Below are 16,271 nucleotides of genomic sequence, written 5' to 3'. Positions count from 1 at the left end.
ATTGCTTATAATGGGAACAAATGTTCTTGTTAGGAGGATTATATATGAAGATTAAAGATGTAACTGCTAACTGTCAAAACGAAGTAAAAATGGTTAAAACGTTTTCGCCTGATGAATCACCAAACATAAAGGTTTATGATAGTGGATCAACACATTTTTTACACGAAGTCGGCAATAATAGACAGGTTCTCAGCATTTCCTGTAAGCGAGGAAGCGTAACGGAAAGAGAATGGCTATTTGGTATCAGGGAAATAATGAAGTTAGAACTTGAAGGAGTTGTAATTGACACTAAACCTAGCGGGGTCGTATTTATTCGTGAAAAAGATGAATCAATGCCCAGAACAGCAGACTGTTATCACTAAGAAGGTGAGTGCATCATTCATCTTGGTTACGATATTGAGGTTAGAATTAACTGCAAACAACCACTTTTTGAAAAAGCCGCATTTTTCAACGGAAAGGGAATGCGGCTTCATACTTTTCAAAACAAATGCCTTAATTGTCACAGATCACCATAATTGATATGTTATAATGTGTTTAACAATGGACTGGCTTCATATGAGGGGTGGCGCAGGCGTAAGGGGTTATTCTTCCTACTGCGCCGCCCCTCTTAATGGGGTTCGGTCTATTGTACCGTAGGCGTTGGAGCGTCTACGGTTTTTATTATTGTATGATCTTCTATCTATAGTATACCCGAATTTTTCTAAAATGAAAAGAACAGAAATATTAATGTTCATTAGAGGTGATTTTATGGATAGTCAAATGAATAAACTTGTCCATCAGTTTATTTTACTTCCTCTTGCTATTAGAGTATTACAACACGATAAAAAGAACTTTTCGGATTTTAAAATGCGTAATGTATATAAGGGCAAGATAGATTCATCCATTACGCAATTACAGCAAGATTTATCTTCCACTAAAAAGCTTATGTACACGCAATATCATATAGACGTAAAGCAAATCGCACAATGCTCTTATAGATGGTCTAGCAGGCATGATACAGGCGTCATAACGTATACGCCTGGTAAATTAAAAGAAATGACAAGGAAGGTTATAGAAGTTTATTTATACGGTAGTAAATCAACAGCTTTTGAACGTCGAGATGAAGGATGGTAGTGCTCTGTATCACAGAAAGCTGTACTTTTTCTCGAATGACCTTGACCAAAATCCTTTTTTTCCGCAGTGCTCGCTTCAGTTTCAACTCTTGCTTGCTACATTTCCATTCATGGTATCGAATGGGCGGTTGAAGAGACTTCTCTGGATTAATGTGGGATAGGATCCCGAAATAATATGGTGATTCAGCATTTTTCAAAGTAAAATGGGGTTTACCTGCTAAAAGTAAATGATTTTAATTGTACCTAACAATAACTTTACGTAAAAGGAAACAAAATGGATACAAAATAGGGTATAAAAAAGATACAAAAAAAGAGACAAAATGCTATAAAAACGGTGTTAAATTATTAGTATCAGGAAGTTTATAGCTTCCCATTAACTCTTTTCTTTCACGGAAAAGGGTTTTTATTTTGCTCAGATAAGGAGGTGTAAATCATGTCTAATAACGAATTTGGAAAAACAGTAGATAAGCATCAGGATAAAGACGTTAAGCAGGACGATAAGGCAGCCACCAAAGATGCTGCTGAAACATCGAAGAAAGAATCATCATCAAAAAGAAAACGCAGACCTGTTAAACCTGAAGGGTTCAAGGAATTTGAAACACTGGCAAAAGACATTATCGAAGCTGACGGGTCTTCTTATTATGAATGGCTTCATGAACGTCATCAAGACATCATCTTAAACTTTAATGTATCGAACCAGAAACAGATCACGAACGTTGCGAAGAAAGGAGAGTGAGATACGTGCAAGACGCAATTCAAACCATACAAAATATTACAGACGGGATTAAACCAATTGCACCAGTCTTAGCCGGGCTGGTGCTGGTTATCATTGGGTTATTGTGGACGTTTGCAAAAGATCCCCAGAAGAAGGAAATGTATACGGGATGGATGGTTAACGTTGCAATTGGCTTTGGCATTGTTTACTTGGCTGCCAGTCTTGTTTCTTGGTTTGGCGGTCGTGTTGTTGGATTTTAAGGAGGTGAAGCATTGTGAGTGCTGAGTACAAATATTTCATAAGTTACCTTTATGAAGATGGCGGCGGCAATGTCGATATAACATTAGAGGAACCCATTCAATCGATAGATGATATTCGTGGTGTCGAAAAGGCAATCAGTGATGAATTTAATCTGGGCGATTCTGTCACCATCCAAAACCTCATACAGTTAAACCATTAATCAAACGGGCTTTCCAGCGTATGGAAGCCTTTTTTTATTGAGGGAGGTTGAACATGCCGGCTATAAAAGATTTTGAAACAGAATTGGCAAACAAGTACGCTGACTTTCTGTCAGCAAAGGAAAAGGAAATGTTGAATCCTGATAATGCAGGCTATAAATGGAAGCGGCAGAAGCTGGAATCCCTGTATCAAGATACAGTTCTGAAATCAAAGTTTCCGAAGGACAAACTTCAAACAATCGAAGACAAGGTGCAAAAGGAACATGATGACGGGGTGAATCAATCAGAGCAGTTTAAACAGGCCTATAAACAAAATGTGCTGGAAAAGCTGCAGCCCACAAAGGAAGAAAACAGTTATAAGGATGCTTATAAGCAACAAGTTCTGGACGCTTTAGATAAACAACCGGATGAAAAGGAAGCGTCATCTGAAGATGTTCAAAAAAGAGAACAAGAGATGAAGGCGTTTGAAGCAAAACACGGTTATGAGAAGGTCTATGAGCTCAAACGCGAGGTATTGGATGACATAAAAGACATGGACTTAACGTCGGTACAAAAGGAAAAGTTAAGTCAGATTGAAAAGGACTTGGAAAACGAAAAGGCGATGAAACTTGGGAAGAAACAAAACAAGACACATGAACAAGAGATGGACATGTAGGGCTTCCGTTCAGGGAGTCCTTTTTTGGAGGTGACAAGAATGAGAATGAAAGATAAACTGCTTTCCAATGTCAAAGCTGTTAAGCCGGAAGATAACGCATTTAAGGCATTCAAAAAACGATTCCATACCGTCTTGGGCGATAGGCTTAACATGACGGATGAACAATTAAGACAAATCTATGATGGTGTTTCACCGTATATTGAAACGAGCATTTATGCGAAAATGGAAGATATTCTGGGGGCTATACGTAATGCTTACCGTGCTGTTGTTGGATGGGTGACAGAAGAGACGGCAAAAGCCTCTGAGAAACACGGGGACCAATCAGATAAGTGCGCCAACGTTCGAACATTGGGAAGCCATAAGTCATTTTCGAAGCATAAACAATCGAATCATCCGGATACGGAAGAACATCAAAGCAAGGGTGAATCGTCCGAGCATGACGCTATTCAACGCTATATGAACGATGAAAAATCGTTCAATTGGTTTGTCACGCATGTGGTCACGAATTATCAATCGCTCCCAAAACAGCGGATTGATGTATTGGTGTTCAAGCATGAAGGGTATCAGCATTTGGAACTGTCGTTATTTGGCGAGTCCTTCATACAACAACACGGATTTAGAACAGCCTATCATCTTCATAACGAATTAATGCATGCATTTCACACGACTTTCGATGACGTATTAGCTAAGGGAACAGCCCTGAAATCAGATCAAGCCATTGAAGAACAGGTCCTTGTACCTGTATTAAAACGATTTGAAGCTAAAATCGCTGTCAAAGTAGGTGACGATGATGAGCAAACTGAATCCCTATAAGAAACTTGTTTTTCAAAATATCGAAAATGCTTTGAGTGATTTGCATGCTGAAGATAAAGGCCGCTATTTTATCTGCAACTGCCCGGAGTGCAACCAGCATGAAGCCTTTATGTATAAAAATAACAAGCATTTCATCCAGTGCAACCGGGAAAATCACTGCGGCTCACGGATGATACTTGAATTTCATGAAAAAGGGGATATGTCAGTTTATGAACAAGAAATTGAAAAACACTACCCCGATCTGACGACAGAACAACGGCAGGCCTTGGATTGGTCAAACCGTGTGTTCTCATATGCGAAAAACTATTTCAAAAGTGAGGCATTAGATAATGGTTACCGCGACCTGTCAAAACAGACAACACGCGGTTTTGTCGCTGACTTACAAGATGAGGCTATCGTGCAACATGTCTTTCAAAAAGCCGAACCATTATTGAACAAGGATTATTCCAATAATAGTTGGATGTGCAAGCGAAACTTAATTTTTCCATTGTACGGCGAAGACCATACGTTGGATCGCGTTTTACTCCGTTCCAGCATCGATGAAAACCTTGATCCCAAGGAAATACAGCTTATTTTTAATCCCTCCAAAGAAACGAGGGATTTTTTTATTGCTTAGGAAACTATAAAATTCTGAAGTTGTGGATAATTTTTATGGTAAAATATAGTCATCCTGTTGAGGGAGATAAGCTGATGAAAGGTACAGGAGTTATTAAACACATTTTAAAAGATCATTTTGCTGGTTTTTGGTATCTTCATTCCGGTCGTTTTCCTGAATCTTATCGAGATCACATTAAAGAAACAGTAGAGAAAACAATCAGATGCGGAACCAGTGACTTAGGGTTTGCACGATATGAATGCCTTGGCTGTGAAGGAAATCCTTTACCGAAATTTGTTTATTTCACCTGTAAAAGTAGACTATGCCACCGTTGCGGAAAGAAGTATACGGATGATTGGTCGGATAAACAACAGGAAAAGATTTTTGATGTTACGCACCGGCACATGGTTTTTACCATCCCTCGGGAGTTAAGAAATGTGTTCTATAATGATCGGAAAAAACTAAATGAATTAAGTAAACAAGTTGCTGAAGTGTTTAAATATCATAATCATAAACGCAGTAAAAAAAGAGGTTTACAATCCGGAATTATTACTGTCATTCATACATTTGGCCGTGACTTGAAGTTTAACCCACATATCCATGCCCTGGTTACAGAAGGGGCATTGGATAATCAAAATGAATGGGTGAACAATGGATATATCCCTTACGAATTTTTAAGGAAATCCTGGCAAAAAGTTGTGTTAGATTTAATCAAGAAATGGTTTCCCGACAATCAAAAAGTTAATGACCTGATTGATGATTTGTACAGAAGATACCAGAAAGGGTTTTATGTTAACGCCGAAAAAAAGATGAAAAATGCGAAAGGCGTTGCTAAATATATCGGCAGGTATTTAGCTCGTCCTGCCATTGCGGAATATCGGATTGAGGCTTATGACGGAAAAACGGTTCATTATTGGTACGAGGATCACAAGTCAGGAAAACGAATAGATAAAAAAATTCCCGTATATAGATTTCTATTTGAAATTCTGCAACACATCCCTCCAAAACACTTTCGTATGGTGGGGGGTTTTGGATTGTATAGTAGGAGGTCGCATCGTAAAGCCCAACAAATATTAAGTTTACACGCATTTATGAGAACCAAACAAATCTCATTGGTACTGGAGAAAAAGCGCAAGAAGAAAACGTATCGTCAACGTATAATTGAATCCTTTGGAAAGGACCCAATTGAATGTCCGCATTGCCATCGACAAATGGAACTGGTGGGGATATGGCATTCTGACTATGGTTGGCTTTATCATTACATGGAAGAAATAGAAAGTGAAAGAAGGAGGAAATATGGCATCTTCAAACCAAAGGAAGCAGGATAATGCATCAAAGGAAGTAGATATCTGGTTAGAAGAAGATCCTTTTGGATTGGATGAAGAAATCAAATTAGTTTTATTTAAATGCAAAGACTGTGGAGGAGTCGATGAAGTTCCAGAATATCTCATCGGTGAATTTAGCGTGGACAAAAATAATAACGAAGAGGTACAGTTACATTGCCCACACTGCAACGGCACCATGGTAGAAGCGAGAAACGCCCCAAGTGATTAGCACTCACTTGGGACGTGATGAGGCGCGCCAGCGCTTTTGTTCTGGACATTCCGCAGAATGCTGAAAATGTGGTGATAAGTGAATCCATTCTGGATGCTTTGTCCTTTCGTGAGATCGATGAAAATGTTGGCATTATAGCTCTAACAGGCGCAACCAAAACAAGACAGGTTAAAGATTATTTGGCCAAACACAAGGAACAGTTTGCAGATAAACACCTTTTAATTGCCATGGATGATGATCAGGCTGGCTGGAAGGCGACAAGGGATATCGTGAACACCATTGAAGAGGACGGTGTAGGCGAAAATTGGTCCGTTTTTGACTACACGTCAGAAACGAAAGACGCCAATGAAAATCTGCAACAAAACCGCAAAGCATTCACTAAAACGTATAACCAAATGGCAGCACGTACGAAGCAACATGAAAGGGTGATGGCCATTGAACACGAACCATAAGGCACTAACCGAACGTTTAAGCAACTGGAAGTTTGTATGGCCCTTTATATTGTTTATCGTCATAATAGGGTTCTTACTTGCAAACTTCCTATTACACTTTTTCCAGCAAGTGCTGCATTTGATTGAAGGTTTTGCCAACAATCCGGAACAAGTCAACTTGAATACATTCTCAGTAAATTGGGAATACGTGTTCATTTTTCAGAAAGAATGGCTTGCGTTTTATGTAGGCTTTTATATCCTTGTCGGGATTAGTCTTCTAAAATTCTTATACAATATCAAAATGAATTATCAAACCATTAACCGTGGGCAACATGGCACGAATGAATTTGAATCCGTGAAAAACATGAAGCAACAGTATCAGATTATACCGGCATCCAAAACGGAATACGACGGAAAAGGTGGCACGATTGTTGGCGGATTGCAGGAAACAGGAAAACCATATCGGCTTCTGTTGGATGATGCCCCTGTTCATACCATGGTCATTGGGATTACGCGTTCCGGTAAGGGTGAGACATTTGTGGTTCCGATGATCGATGTCCAAAGCAGAGCGAAGGAGAAACCCTCCATGGTGATTCATGATCCGAAAGGGGAACTGGCTGGAGCTTCTTATGAAACCTTAAAGGCACGTGGGTATGACGTGTACGTATTTAATTTAATTGAACATGCCATGAGTATGGGGTTCAATCCTTTACAGTTGGTCATTGATTCATGGAAACAGGGCAAGGTGAGTGATGCGCAAAAATATGCCAACAGCGTAGCATTCAGTTTGTATCATAATCCAAACGCTAAAGACCCGTTTTGGTCAAACAGTGCGAAGTCACTGGTAACGGCCATTATTTTGGCTTTAACCGAGGACATGGTGAAAATCGGCAAGGAAGAACGGGTCACCATGTACTCTGTTGCCAATTTTCTTTCCAGTAAGGGCAGTGAAACGGATGAAGAGGGGAATAATGCGTTGGACGAATTCTTCCAGGCGCGGGATGAGAATAATCCGGCGCGGTTAATGTATGCTACCAGTAACTTTTCGACAGGCAATACACGCGGTAGTATCTTCAGTGTGGCCATGGATAAACTGCAAATCTTTACACTTGAACCTAACGCTAAAGTAACCGGCCATAACAGCTTGGATTTAACTGAAATCGGGTTCGGAGACAAACCGGTGGCGGTCTTTTTGGCAACGCCTGATTCGGATAAATCAAACGATGTATTGGCCAGTATCTTTGTTAGTCAGTTATACCGTGTCAACTCGGAAAAAGCAACCAAAAGCAAAAATGGCAAAATGGAACGGCATGTCCAATTCATCCTTGATGAGTTTGGAAATATGCCGGCCATCGATGGCATGGCCAGTATGGTAACAGTGGGTGCCGGGCGCGGCTTCAGGTATCACTTAATCGTTCAAGCCTATTCCCAGGTGAAATCGGCTTATGGTGAAGAATCGGATACGATTATTGGCAATTGTTCCAATCAAATCTATATCCTTACCGAAGATAAGAACACAGCTGAACACTACTCCAGCATGCTTGGGGCCAAAACGATTACGGATGTCAGCCGAAGTGGTGATTATCATTCATTCGATAAGTCGCACAGCGAGTCCACAAAAGAACGCTCGCTTTTAACATCTGATGAACTGATGCGGTTAAAAGAAGGGCAGTCCGTGTTGATACGCGTGAACAAACGGCAGGATAAGAACCGAAAAAAGATTGAGCCAAAACCGATTTTTAACCATGATAAAACTAGTCATAAATTCCGTTATCAGTATTTGGCTGATGACTTTGATACAGACCACTCCATCATGATGCTTCCGATTATGTCCGAAACGTATCATGATATGGACTTAAACAGCATGGTTTATTCGGCTAAGTCAAACGACGACTTATTTTTACGAATGGCTGACGCTATGACAGACAAGGCATTTGAACGATTTAAACGGCATCTATTACAGATCGAACAGAGTCAGGGTGAATTGGATGAAGCAAGAACCAAAGCATTGCTTCATGAAGTTGATCATTGGTCATTTCTTCATTATGTAAGTTTCATTGTCCATCATCCTCATTTTTCACGAATACACTTAAAGGTACTGGTAGCATTACAGGATTATTTACCTGACGACGTTATGCAAACGTGGCAGGAGCAAGCAACGAAACGAATTGAAGAGCAGGTTAATCAAAATGAGAAAGCTAATGAGGTAACCGAGCAACAACCATCAAGTAAACAGTCCAATGGTGATCAGGAAGCCGATAAATTACGTGAACAGGCGCTATCTTAAAAGAAAAGGAGTGAGAAGTTATGAAAGAACCTAAATATCGTGTGGATTGGGATGTAATTGAAGAAATCGCCGTATTGCATGAAAGTCAGGCAGGCTGGACAAAAGAACTTAACATCATTAGCTGGAATGGTGATGAACCGAAATATGATGTGAGGTGGTGGAATCCGGATAAAACGAGGCTGGGCAAAGGCTTTACGTTTACGGCCAATGAGCTAAGTAAGCTAAAAACGATACTAGATATGAAAGTACCGGATGTAGAATAGTACGAGATAATCATTTTAAGTGCCAAAAAGGACTGTTATACTGTCGTCAAAAGGTTGTATGGGAGATGATGGTAACTTGATACGGAAACGAACGTTATTCACCCTAATACTAATATCGGTTTTACTGGTTTTAAGTGCCTGTGGTGGAACGGATAGTGCTGCAGAAGATAACAGTGATGAAACGACCGAAACACCAAAAGCTGGATTGAATGAAACGACATTAGATGATGTGATGACAAAAAAGGATAATAACGAAGCTTTTTACGTTTTGATTTATGATGCGAAACAAGATTATGTGAAAAACACTAAATTGCTTGAAGCCTATGATAAAGCTCTGAAAGATAAAGATATGACAGCATTTCACATGAACCTTAATACGCTTGATGATGAACAAAAGCAAAAAGTAGACGCTATGAGTGAAGAGTATAATAATCGGGTGTCAGGTCACAACCCTTTTGAAAATGGCGGAATGGCTGTTGTACATGGGGGACAGTTTAATTCGACTTATGCATACCAGGGAACTGCATGGAATTTAAATACGATAATCGGTGATGCTAATACAGAAAGCAATACATTTCTTGATGATGATTTATACAGCGAGGTAGAAAAGGAAATTCAATTTAGCATCGACTATGTCAACGATCAAGAAATAAACTTAACGTACTAAGTAAATATAAAAAAGAACTTACCTGTATTCAGGGTAGGTTCTTTTTTTATGTCAATGAAGGAGGGAAGTGTATTTATTCATGGATGAGTTGAAAAAGCTTTATGAAGATTTAGCTGCCATTTTAGATATCAGCAGTGGGTGGCTTTATGATGACCTCATCCGTAATATTGGGTGGGGAATTATTCAAGCATTAGTTTGGATTAACAATTGGATCGAAGGTGTGGCAACAGATGTTGTCACACTTGGCGGCGTATATGATAATCCGGCTATGAATCGATTTATCGAAACGATTCAGCCCTATGTGTTTGGCATGTTTGTTGTCACACTTATCGTTGTCGGATTTCAGTTTATGTTGAATAAGATTGAAAAACGTAATGACGTGCTGATGAATGTTTTGATCGCTGTGAGTGTCATCGTCATCCTGCCGAATCTCATGAGTATGATGAATGATTTGTTGAACGAAGGTGTATCGGCATTAGATGAACCCGGAACACTCTCCGATAACGTCCTTAAACGGAATATCGCTGATGTGAGGTATTATGTTGAAAGTGACTTCAATTACGCAAATGGAAGCAATGAGGAGACCGTGGCAGGCAATGAAAATTTGCTTCCGCATCCACCAGATTCCCAAAATAAAGATATTGGGACAACGGATTATACCTACGGGAATCAATTAGAAGATCCTTCTTCAATCCAAGTGAATGAAAAACTGGATGTTCAAAAAGATGAAGGCTGGTTTAGTTGGACAACAAAACCGTGGGTGAGTGAATTGAAAGAAAAACAAGATAGCGGTGGGCAAGGATATGATTTTTTAACACAACGCCTTATTTCAACAGGTGATGGTGGAACAAGGATAGTAGACTTAAACTCAAACACAGTACCAGCTACCAATCTGGGACAACAAAGCTACTACAGGTATCACGTGAATTGGGGTATTGTAATAGCTACATTGGCAGTAACAGCTTTTGCGCTGGTCATTACAACTATCAAAATTGGGCGAGCCATGTTTGACTTGGCGTTTCATCAATTATTTGCCATGTTCACGGCAGCAACGGACTTAACGGGCGGTCAACGCTTGAAAAAAGTGTTAGTCGAGATTGCCAGTACGTTTGCCGTCATTTTTGTGATGATGGTGCTATTACGGATGTTCATCATTTATGCGCAATGGGCGAATGATATGGAACAACATATTGGCATTATTGGTACCATCCTATTGTTGATTGCGGGAGCTTGGGCATTGATTGATGCGCCTGATATTGTGCAACGGTTGTTGGGCATTGATGCCGGACTGCGTTCTGGCTGGCAGGCCATGATGGGCGGCTATGCTGCTGGTCGTATGGTTGGTGCAGGCGGCAAAATGACAGCTGAAGCTGGTGGTAAAATGCTAAAAACAGGCGGCAAGATTAGCGGTGGTACAGTTGCCGGTGGTGCTGGCATGACACGGGCACTGAAAAATAACAGCCATGTGAAACCAATGCCTTCCCAGCGACATGCTGAATCACCGCGTCGAGAAGGCCAATTCTCAACAAACACCATAAAAGGCAATACGGTGCCACGATATGAGAACAATGATGGCAGTACTGTCGGAAAAGGGCAACCGGCACAGGAAGCTCGACCGTCATCTGTCAATTCAATGCCAAGACAAGGTCAACAATCGGCCAGTATGAGTTCCGATCATTCAGGTGGTGTCACACCATCATCTATCCATGGTGGACAGTCGCAAGAACCATCTGGCCATGTTAATATCCCAACATCACCGAAAATGACGAATCAGCCAAATGTGGGAACTTCAGATGGCCATATCCATCCAAAACCAAAACATACCTTGTTTGGTGGAAATCGTTCGGTGCAGCGAGCCAGTCATTTCCTAACACGGGCACATAACACCGGTTACGATGCCGGACAGAAAATGAATCATGTTCGTGGAAGTATCCGACAAGGATTGGATAAAAAGGATGTGAAAAAACCAAAAGATATGCAAAAGGGGCTGAGAGACCATGACATACGAGATTCCAAAAGAGATTAAGGCAAAACCGAAAATTTTAGGGTTGGAAATGCGGGAGCTAGTCATTTTATTGATTAGTTCCCTCTTAGTTTTAACGATTTTGCGGGATTTGGTTCATAGTGTTTTTATGATTCCGTACTTTTTGGTAGTGGTTGGTTTCATGATTTATCTATTCATGCCATCCAGCCACAATCCGAAAAAAAGACATTATGAATCACTCATTCTATTTTTTCGCCATAAAAAAACGGTTTACCATGCCATGGATAAGCACAAGCAGGAAAACAGTCAATTGCGCCAGTAACGCGTAACGGAAGGAGGTCAACAGTTAACATGAGCCAAGAAGGCAAGGTGACTCACGGTGGATCTAATAAACAGACGAACCGAAGGTCATGGGCGACTAAAATCAAGAGCGTTTTTCAAACGAAACAGCGTGATAAATCTTCAAGCATTAAGAAAGACAAAATGTTACGGCAAACACCAGAGATACTGCCGTTTATTCAAATACACGATAATTATATTTTGTTGAAGGATGGTGTGATGGATATTCTCCAGATCCAAACGAAAAACATTCATGCCTTGAACGATACGGATTTGAACATTTTATTGATGAACCGAACCCGGTTTTTACGAAGTTATTTCAGGTCCTATAAAGAGATCATTTTAAACTTTCCAGCGAATACCGAAGCCCAGCGCACGTATTGGCTGAAAAAGCGCGAACAGACAACCAATCCTATTCGATTGGAATATATCGACCAAAAATTAGTTGAGTTTGACTTTTTGGAACGCGAACGTTCAAATCGTGAGTTCTTTATTTTTGTGTATGCCGATGATAAACAGGAACTGACTGACCGAAAAAACGATGCGATACAAGGGATGCAGCAGGCTTTTCCATTAACAGAACTGCCACGAACCAAAAAGGAACAGATTCTGTTTCTATTAAACAATCAAAACACGAAGTTATAGAAAGGATGATTCTCATGGCAATGCAGACAAAACAATCAGGTAAACCGAAATCACCTGAACTGGATAAAGATTTTCTGACAGCGATTCAACCACAAGGCGGTATTCGTTTTAAAGACAAATACATCAAAAAAGGGGATGGCTATGAAGCGTGCATTCATGTTTTTGACTATCCATCCAGCGTTGATGTGTTGTGGTTGGATAAGATTATGGCCATGTATGATGTGACCGTTGTAACCGATGTGGCAACAATGCATCAGGATGAGATGGTGAGTACGATTAATAAAAGTATGGTGGAACAGGGTGTCCGGTTTAGAAGTTCCAAACATGAGTCTGAACGGATGGATGCACAACGCGGTTATCAGGAGATGGAAGATCTGTATCGGCAAATAAGTGAAATGGGGGAAGTCATTAAATTACTGCATATTCGATTATTTGTGGCGTCACCAACCATTTGGGAACTGGATAAGAAAGTGGAACGGACCATGTCCAAGTTACAGTCGTTCGGGTTTAAAGGACAGGTATTCTTAAATGAAACCTATTGGGAATGGCAGTCTTTATTTCTTCCTTACGAACAACAACTGGCCTTTCCAAATAAACGGGAGGGAAAAGGAATGCCAGCTTTGACACTCGCATCAGGCTTGCCTTATCATTTCTCGGAATTAAATGATCGTACCGGCAGTTATTTAGGAACATCGTTTACCGGAGGTAATGTGCTGTTTGATCTTTTCCATAAGGATAAGATGAGGCGATTCTTTAATGCGGTGGTTGTCGGGAAGATGGGTGCCGGTAAGTCAACGACGCTTAAAAAATTATTGATGGATAATGAAGCACGTGGCCATTTTATTCGTGGTTTTGATGTCACCGGTGAATTTAAGACGCTTGTTCAGTCCGTGAATGGACACACCATTAGTCTTGATGGCAGTGACGGCGTGATCAATCCTTTGCAAATCTTTCGTACAGAAGACAATAGTCATCCGGAAAAGAATGAGGAAATCAGTTTTATGCAGCACATATCCAAGGTGGCAACCTTTTATATGTTTCTTGCAGGTGACCCTTCTGCTGAGGAAATCGAAGAATTTAAAAAGATGCTGCGGCTTTTTTATGAGTCACTCGGTTTTTCGGATAAAATTCATACAACTGGTATTACGTCACTGGTTAATGAGGCATACCCCATATTCAGTGACTTTTTAATGTTTATCCGTAACCAACTCTATGACAATACCCAGAAGCGAATCATTCGTTCAGAGCTGTCATCTACAAGGGTTAAGCGACTCGAAAAAATTGAATTGGTGATTGATAATCTGGTGAACAGTTTTGCTTATTTGTTTAATGGTCATACAACGATTCCTGACATTACAGATGAACAAGTGATTTTCTTTTCGATTCGTAATTTGACAGGACTCGAAAAAAATGTGTTCAATGCTCAGATGTTTAACGCATTGAACTTAATTTGGGACAACTTGATCCAAATAGGCTCGTCACAAAAGAAGCTCATGTATGAAGATGAAGCGTTTGATGTCGATGAAGCGACACGTTTTTTGGTCATGATTGATGAAGCGCATCGACTGGTTCATTCAGAAAACATGCTGGCGGTGAAGTTTTTAACGGACTTTGCACGAGAGGCACGGAAGTATTTCGGTGGACTCATTCTGGCCAGTCAATCGATCCGTGATTTTGTGCCTGACCACTCCGACACGGATACGGTTACCAAAATACGGACGTTATTTGAACTAACCCAATATAAATTTGTAATGCAGCAGGATGCCAATTCATTGGACACGTTACGGACCGTTTTTGAAGGACAACTGACGGACAGTGAATTGGAACATGTCCCGCAATTACAACAAGGGGAATGTTTATTGAGTATCAGTGGTGTTGGCAACTTAATGCTTTCCATTGAAGCATCGGACGAAGAATTGCATCTGTTTGAGGGGGGCTTGTGATGGAGAAACGGGTTCTTTATAAGTTTATATTCCTTCTCATCGTTGCTTTGTTAATCATAGCGATGTATGTCTGGAAATGGACAACCGATAACGTAGAAAAACAAAACCCAGAGAGTTTATTCGATGAATCACAGCAGGAAACCGAGCAACCACCAGAACTTCAGGAAGACAAAATTGATGAAGCATTAAGTGCTAAACCTGATTTAAATGCTGAACAAGATACACAGAATGCTACAGAAGATAATAATAACCAGCAAACGGAAGATCAACATGAAACCACATATCAAAAACAATTTGGTGCGCAGGCTGTCACCACTGCAAAGGAGCAAGCAAAACAAGGGCTTGCTCTTTATTTATCGCAAATCGCCGACTGGGGTAAATGGAAAGGTGTCGTAACCCCTTCATTTTTGGAGGAAATCAAGCAATCTATTCAAACAGTGAAGGAAGCAAATGTTGAACGCAGTATTGAATCCATAGAACTGTTTGCTTCTAATGCATCACAATCTAACAACATGATATTTGGTGCATTTGCCTCGTGGCATATTACATCAAATGGACGTGTGACCAATCAACGAACGCAGCTGTTTTATCTGACCATGGTGCAGCACAACGATCAATGGCTCGTGAACAACATGGTAACCCCTGATGAAGGCATGGAAGGAAAGAAGGACACATGAAACATATTTGGGGTGCCGTAAAAGCCATTGGCAAGAAAAAAGTGATCGGGTGGATAATTGGACTTGCTGTAGCGAATGTCATTCCCATATTGATTGGTTTAGTCTTAATGACCATTATGTTTGCGATTATTGGCGCATTAGGCGGGAGTGTTGACGAACAACAATCGAAACAAAACAATCCATCTGCCGGTTATGTATGCTCAGCAACAGGTGAGATTAACCAGGAAAAGTGGAAGTCTGTTTTTCAAAACAAGGAACGTTCAGGTGCCTTAAAAGGATATGGTGATGACATTATGAACCTATCCGAAAAGCGTGGTATTGATCCAGTCTTGTTTTCTTCGATTGCCATGCATGAAACAGCCTGGGGAACATCAAATGCGGTTCAACAAAAAAATAATCCGGGTGGCTTGATGAACCCGGATGGCAGTGGCCTTTTTTCTTTTCCAACATTGAAAGACGGATTAGAATCCATGTCCAAAACATTATATAACCGCATCAAAGTCGATGGTTTGGTGACAATCGAACAATTAGGAAGTGTCTATGCGCCGGTTGGTGCTGAAAATGATCCAAACAATTTAAATGAACACTGGGTGCCAACGACGAAAGAGATTGCACAAAAGTTAGGCGGTTTAACGATGAATTGTGAACCATCGAACCAGCAAGATATGGAACTGATTGGCGATAAAGCGTGGATATCATCACATACCAAAAACATTACATCCGGTTTTGGCAACCGGAGTTGCGGTGGCTGCTCGTCGTTTCATGGTGCCATTGATGTTGCATCGAATGGTATTCGTGGAAAACCAATAACGGCATTTGCGGATGGTGAAATTGTTATCAGTAAAGCAAATGGCACGACGTTTCAATCAAGCAGCAGCAACATGGGTACAGGTTATGGCTGGTATGTGGAAATCAAACATGGTAACGGTATGCGGACAAGATATGCGCACATGATGGAAAAAGGAAAGTCAGAAGGAACAAAAGTTAAAGCAGGTGATGTCATTGGCAAGGTTGGTTCAACAGGTGCATCTACTGGAGCTCATTTGCATTTTGAAGTCATTATAGATGGCGAAAAAGTTGATCCGATGCCGTACGTTAAACCATTTTTAACCGGTAAACAGTAATCAAGGAAG

20 protein-coding genes are annotated in these 16,271 nt (G+C 40.6%); all 20 read left to right on the top strand.

Going from position 1 to position 16,271, the window contains the following annotated elements:
• Positions 1–44 precede the first annotated feature (44 nt).
• The 20 genes from ON01_RS11420 (at position 45) to ON01_RS11325 (ending at position 16,262) form a co-directional block, all read left to right on the top strand.
• The gene (locus tag ON01_RS11420; protein WP_010531181.1) at positions 45–362 is read left to right on the top strand and encodes a hypothetical protein; all 318 of its coding nucleotides are present in this window, start codon (positions 45–47) and stop codon (positions 360–362) included.
• Positions 363–747: 385 nt separating this feature from the next.
• Entirely contained in the window at positions 748–1,113 is a 366-nt protein-coding gene (locus ON01_RS11415; protein WP_010531180.1) for a YhjD family protein, read from the top strand.
• A gap of 432 nt (positions 1,114–1,545) precedes the next feature.
• Positions 1,546–1,848 (top strand): hypothetical protein, encoded by a 303-nt coding sequence (locus tag ON01_RS11410; RefSeq protein ID WP_010531179.1) that lies wholly within the window; start codon positions 1,546–1,548, stop codon positions 1,846–1,848.
• 5 nt (positions 1,849–1,853) lie between these two features.
• Positions 1,854–2,087, top strand: a complete 234-nt coding sequence (locus tag ON01_RS11405) for a pilin (RefSeq protein WP_010531178.1) — start codon at positions 1,854–1,856, stop codon at positions 2,085–2,087.
• Between the two features lie 14 nt (positions 2,088–2,101).
• On the top strand, positions 2,102–2,287 hold the full coding sequence (locus ON01_RS11400) for a hypothetical protein (protein ID WP_010531177.1): 186 nt from the start codon (positions 2,102–2,104) through the stop codon (positions 2,285–2,287).
• Positions 2,288–2,340: 53 nt separating this feature from the next.
• On the top strand, positions 2,341–2,940 hold the full coding sequence (locus ON01_RS11395; protein WP_010531176.1) for a hypothetical protein: 600 nt from the start codon (positions 2,341–2,343) through the stop codon (positions 2,938–2,940).
• A gap of 39 nt (positions 2,941–2,979) precedes the next feature.
• Complete coding sequence (locus ON01_RS11390; RefSeq protein WP_010531175.1) at positions 2,980–3,753, top strand: hypothetical protein; 774 nt, start codon at positions 2,980–2,982, stop codon at positions 3,751–3,753.
• Positions 3,731–4,369: a hypothetical protein gene (locus ON01_RS11385; protein ID WP_010531174.1), complete on the top strand. Its 639-nt coding sequence runs from the start codon at positions 3,731–3,733 to the stop codon at positions 4,367–4,369. Before ON01_RS11390 ends, ON01_RS11385 begins: the two co-directional genes overlap by 23 nt.
• 74 nt (positions 4,370–4,443) lie before the next feature.
• Positions 4,444–5,676 carry an IS91 family transposase gene (locus ON01_RS11380; RefSeq protein WP_010531173.1) on the top strand — a complete coding sequence of 411 codons (1,233 nt, stop codon included), beginning with the start codon at positions 4,444–4,446 and terminating at the stop codon, positions 5,674–5,676.
• Positions 5,645–5,902: a hypothetical protein gene (locus ON01_RS11375; protein WP_010531172.1), complete on the top strand. Its 258-nt coding sequence runs from the start codon at positions 5,645–5,647 to the stop codon at positions 5,900–5,902. The genes ON01_RS11380 and ON01_RS11375 overlap by 32 nt, the downstream gene beginning before the upstream one ends.
• 68 nt (positions 5,903–5,970) lie before the next feature.
• The gene (locus ON01_RS11370; RefSeq protein WP_245545001.1) at positions 5,971–6,354 is read left to right on the top strand and encodes a toprim domain-containing protein; all 384 of its coding nucleotides are present in this window, start codon (positions 5,971–5,973) and stop codon (positions 6,352–6,354) included.
• Complete coding sequence (locus ON01_RS11365; RefSeq protein WP_010531170.1) at positions 6,338–8,620, top strand: VirD4-like conjugal transfer protein, CD1115 family; 2,283 nt, start codon at positions 6,338–6,340, stop codon at positions 8,618–8,620. Before ON01_RS11370 ends, ON01_RS11365 begins: the two co-directional genes overlap by 17 nt.
• A gap of 20 nt (positions 8,621–8,640) precedes the next feature.
• Entirely contained in the window at positions 8,641–8,883 is a 243-nt protein-coding gene (locus tag ON01_RS11360; protein ID WP_010531169.1) for a YdbC family protein, read from the top strand.
• A 76-nt stretch (positions 8,884–8,959) separates the two neighbouring features.
• Positions 8,960–9,550, top strand: a complete 591-nt coding sequence (locus tag ON01_RS11355) for a hypothetical protein (RefSeq protein WP_010531168.1) — start codon at positions 8,960–8,962, stop codon at positions 9,548–9,550.
• A 79-nt stretch (positions 9,551–9,629) separates the two neighbouring features.
• Entirely contained in the window at positions 9,630–11,576 is a 1,947-nt protein-coding gene (locus tag ON01_RS11350) for a pLS20_p028 family conjugation system transmembrane protein (protein WP_010531167.1), read from the top strand.
• On the top strand, positions 11,548–11,856 hold the full coding sequence (locus ON01_RS11345) for a DUF5592 family protein (RefSeq protein ID WP_010531166.1): 309 nt from the start codon (positions 11,548–11,550) through the stop codon (positions 11,854–11,856). Before ON01_RS11350 ends, ON01_RS11345 begins: the two co-directional genes overlap by 29 nt.
• Positions 11,857–11,885: 29 nt before the next feature.
• A complete protein-coding gene (locus ON01_RS11340; protein ID WP_010531165.1) occupies positions 11,886–12,518 on the top strand; it encodes a hypothetical protein in 633 nt (210 codons plus the stop codon).
• 14 nt (positions 12,519–12,532) lie between these two features.
• The gene (locus ON01_RS11335) at positions 12,533–14,461 is read left to right on the top strand and encodes a VirB4 family type IV secretion system protein (protein WP_010531164.1); all 1,929 of its coding nucleotides are present in this window, start codon (positions 12,533–12,535) and stop codon (positions 14,459–14,461) included.
• The gene (locus ON01_RS11330; protein WP_010531163.1) at positions 14,461–15,138 is read left to right on the top strand and encodes a hypothetical protein; all 678 of its coding nucleotides are present in this window, start codon (positions 14,461–14,463) and stop codon (positions 15,136–15,138) included. Before ON01_RS11335 ends, ON01_RS11330 begins: the two co-directional genes overlap by 1 nt.
• Positions 15,135–16,262: a M23 family metallopeptidase gene (locus tag ON01_RS11325; RefSeq protein ID WP_010531162.1), complete on the top strand. Its 1,128-nt coding sequence runs from the start codon at positions 15,135–15,137 to the stop codon at positions 16,260–16,262. The genes ON01_RS11330 and ON01_RS11325 overlap by 4 nt, the downstream gene beginning before the upstream one ends.
• Positions 16,263–16,271: the final 9 nt, after the last annotated feature.

The sequence above is a fragment of the Lentibacillus jeotgali genome (assembly GCF_000224785.1).
Taxonomy (GTDB): domain Bacteria; phylum Bacillota; class Bacilli; order Bacillales; family Amphibacillaceae; genus Lentibacillus; species Lentibacillus jeotgali.
This window is presented reverse-complemented; position numbering and strand designations above follow the sequence as displayed.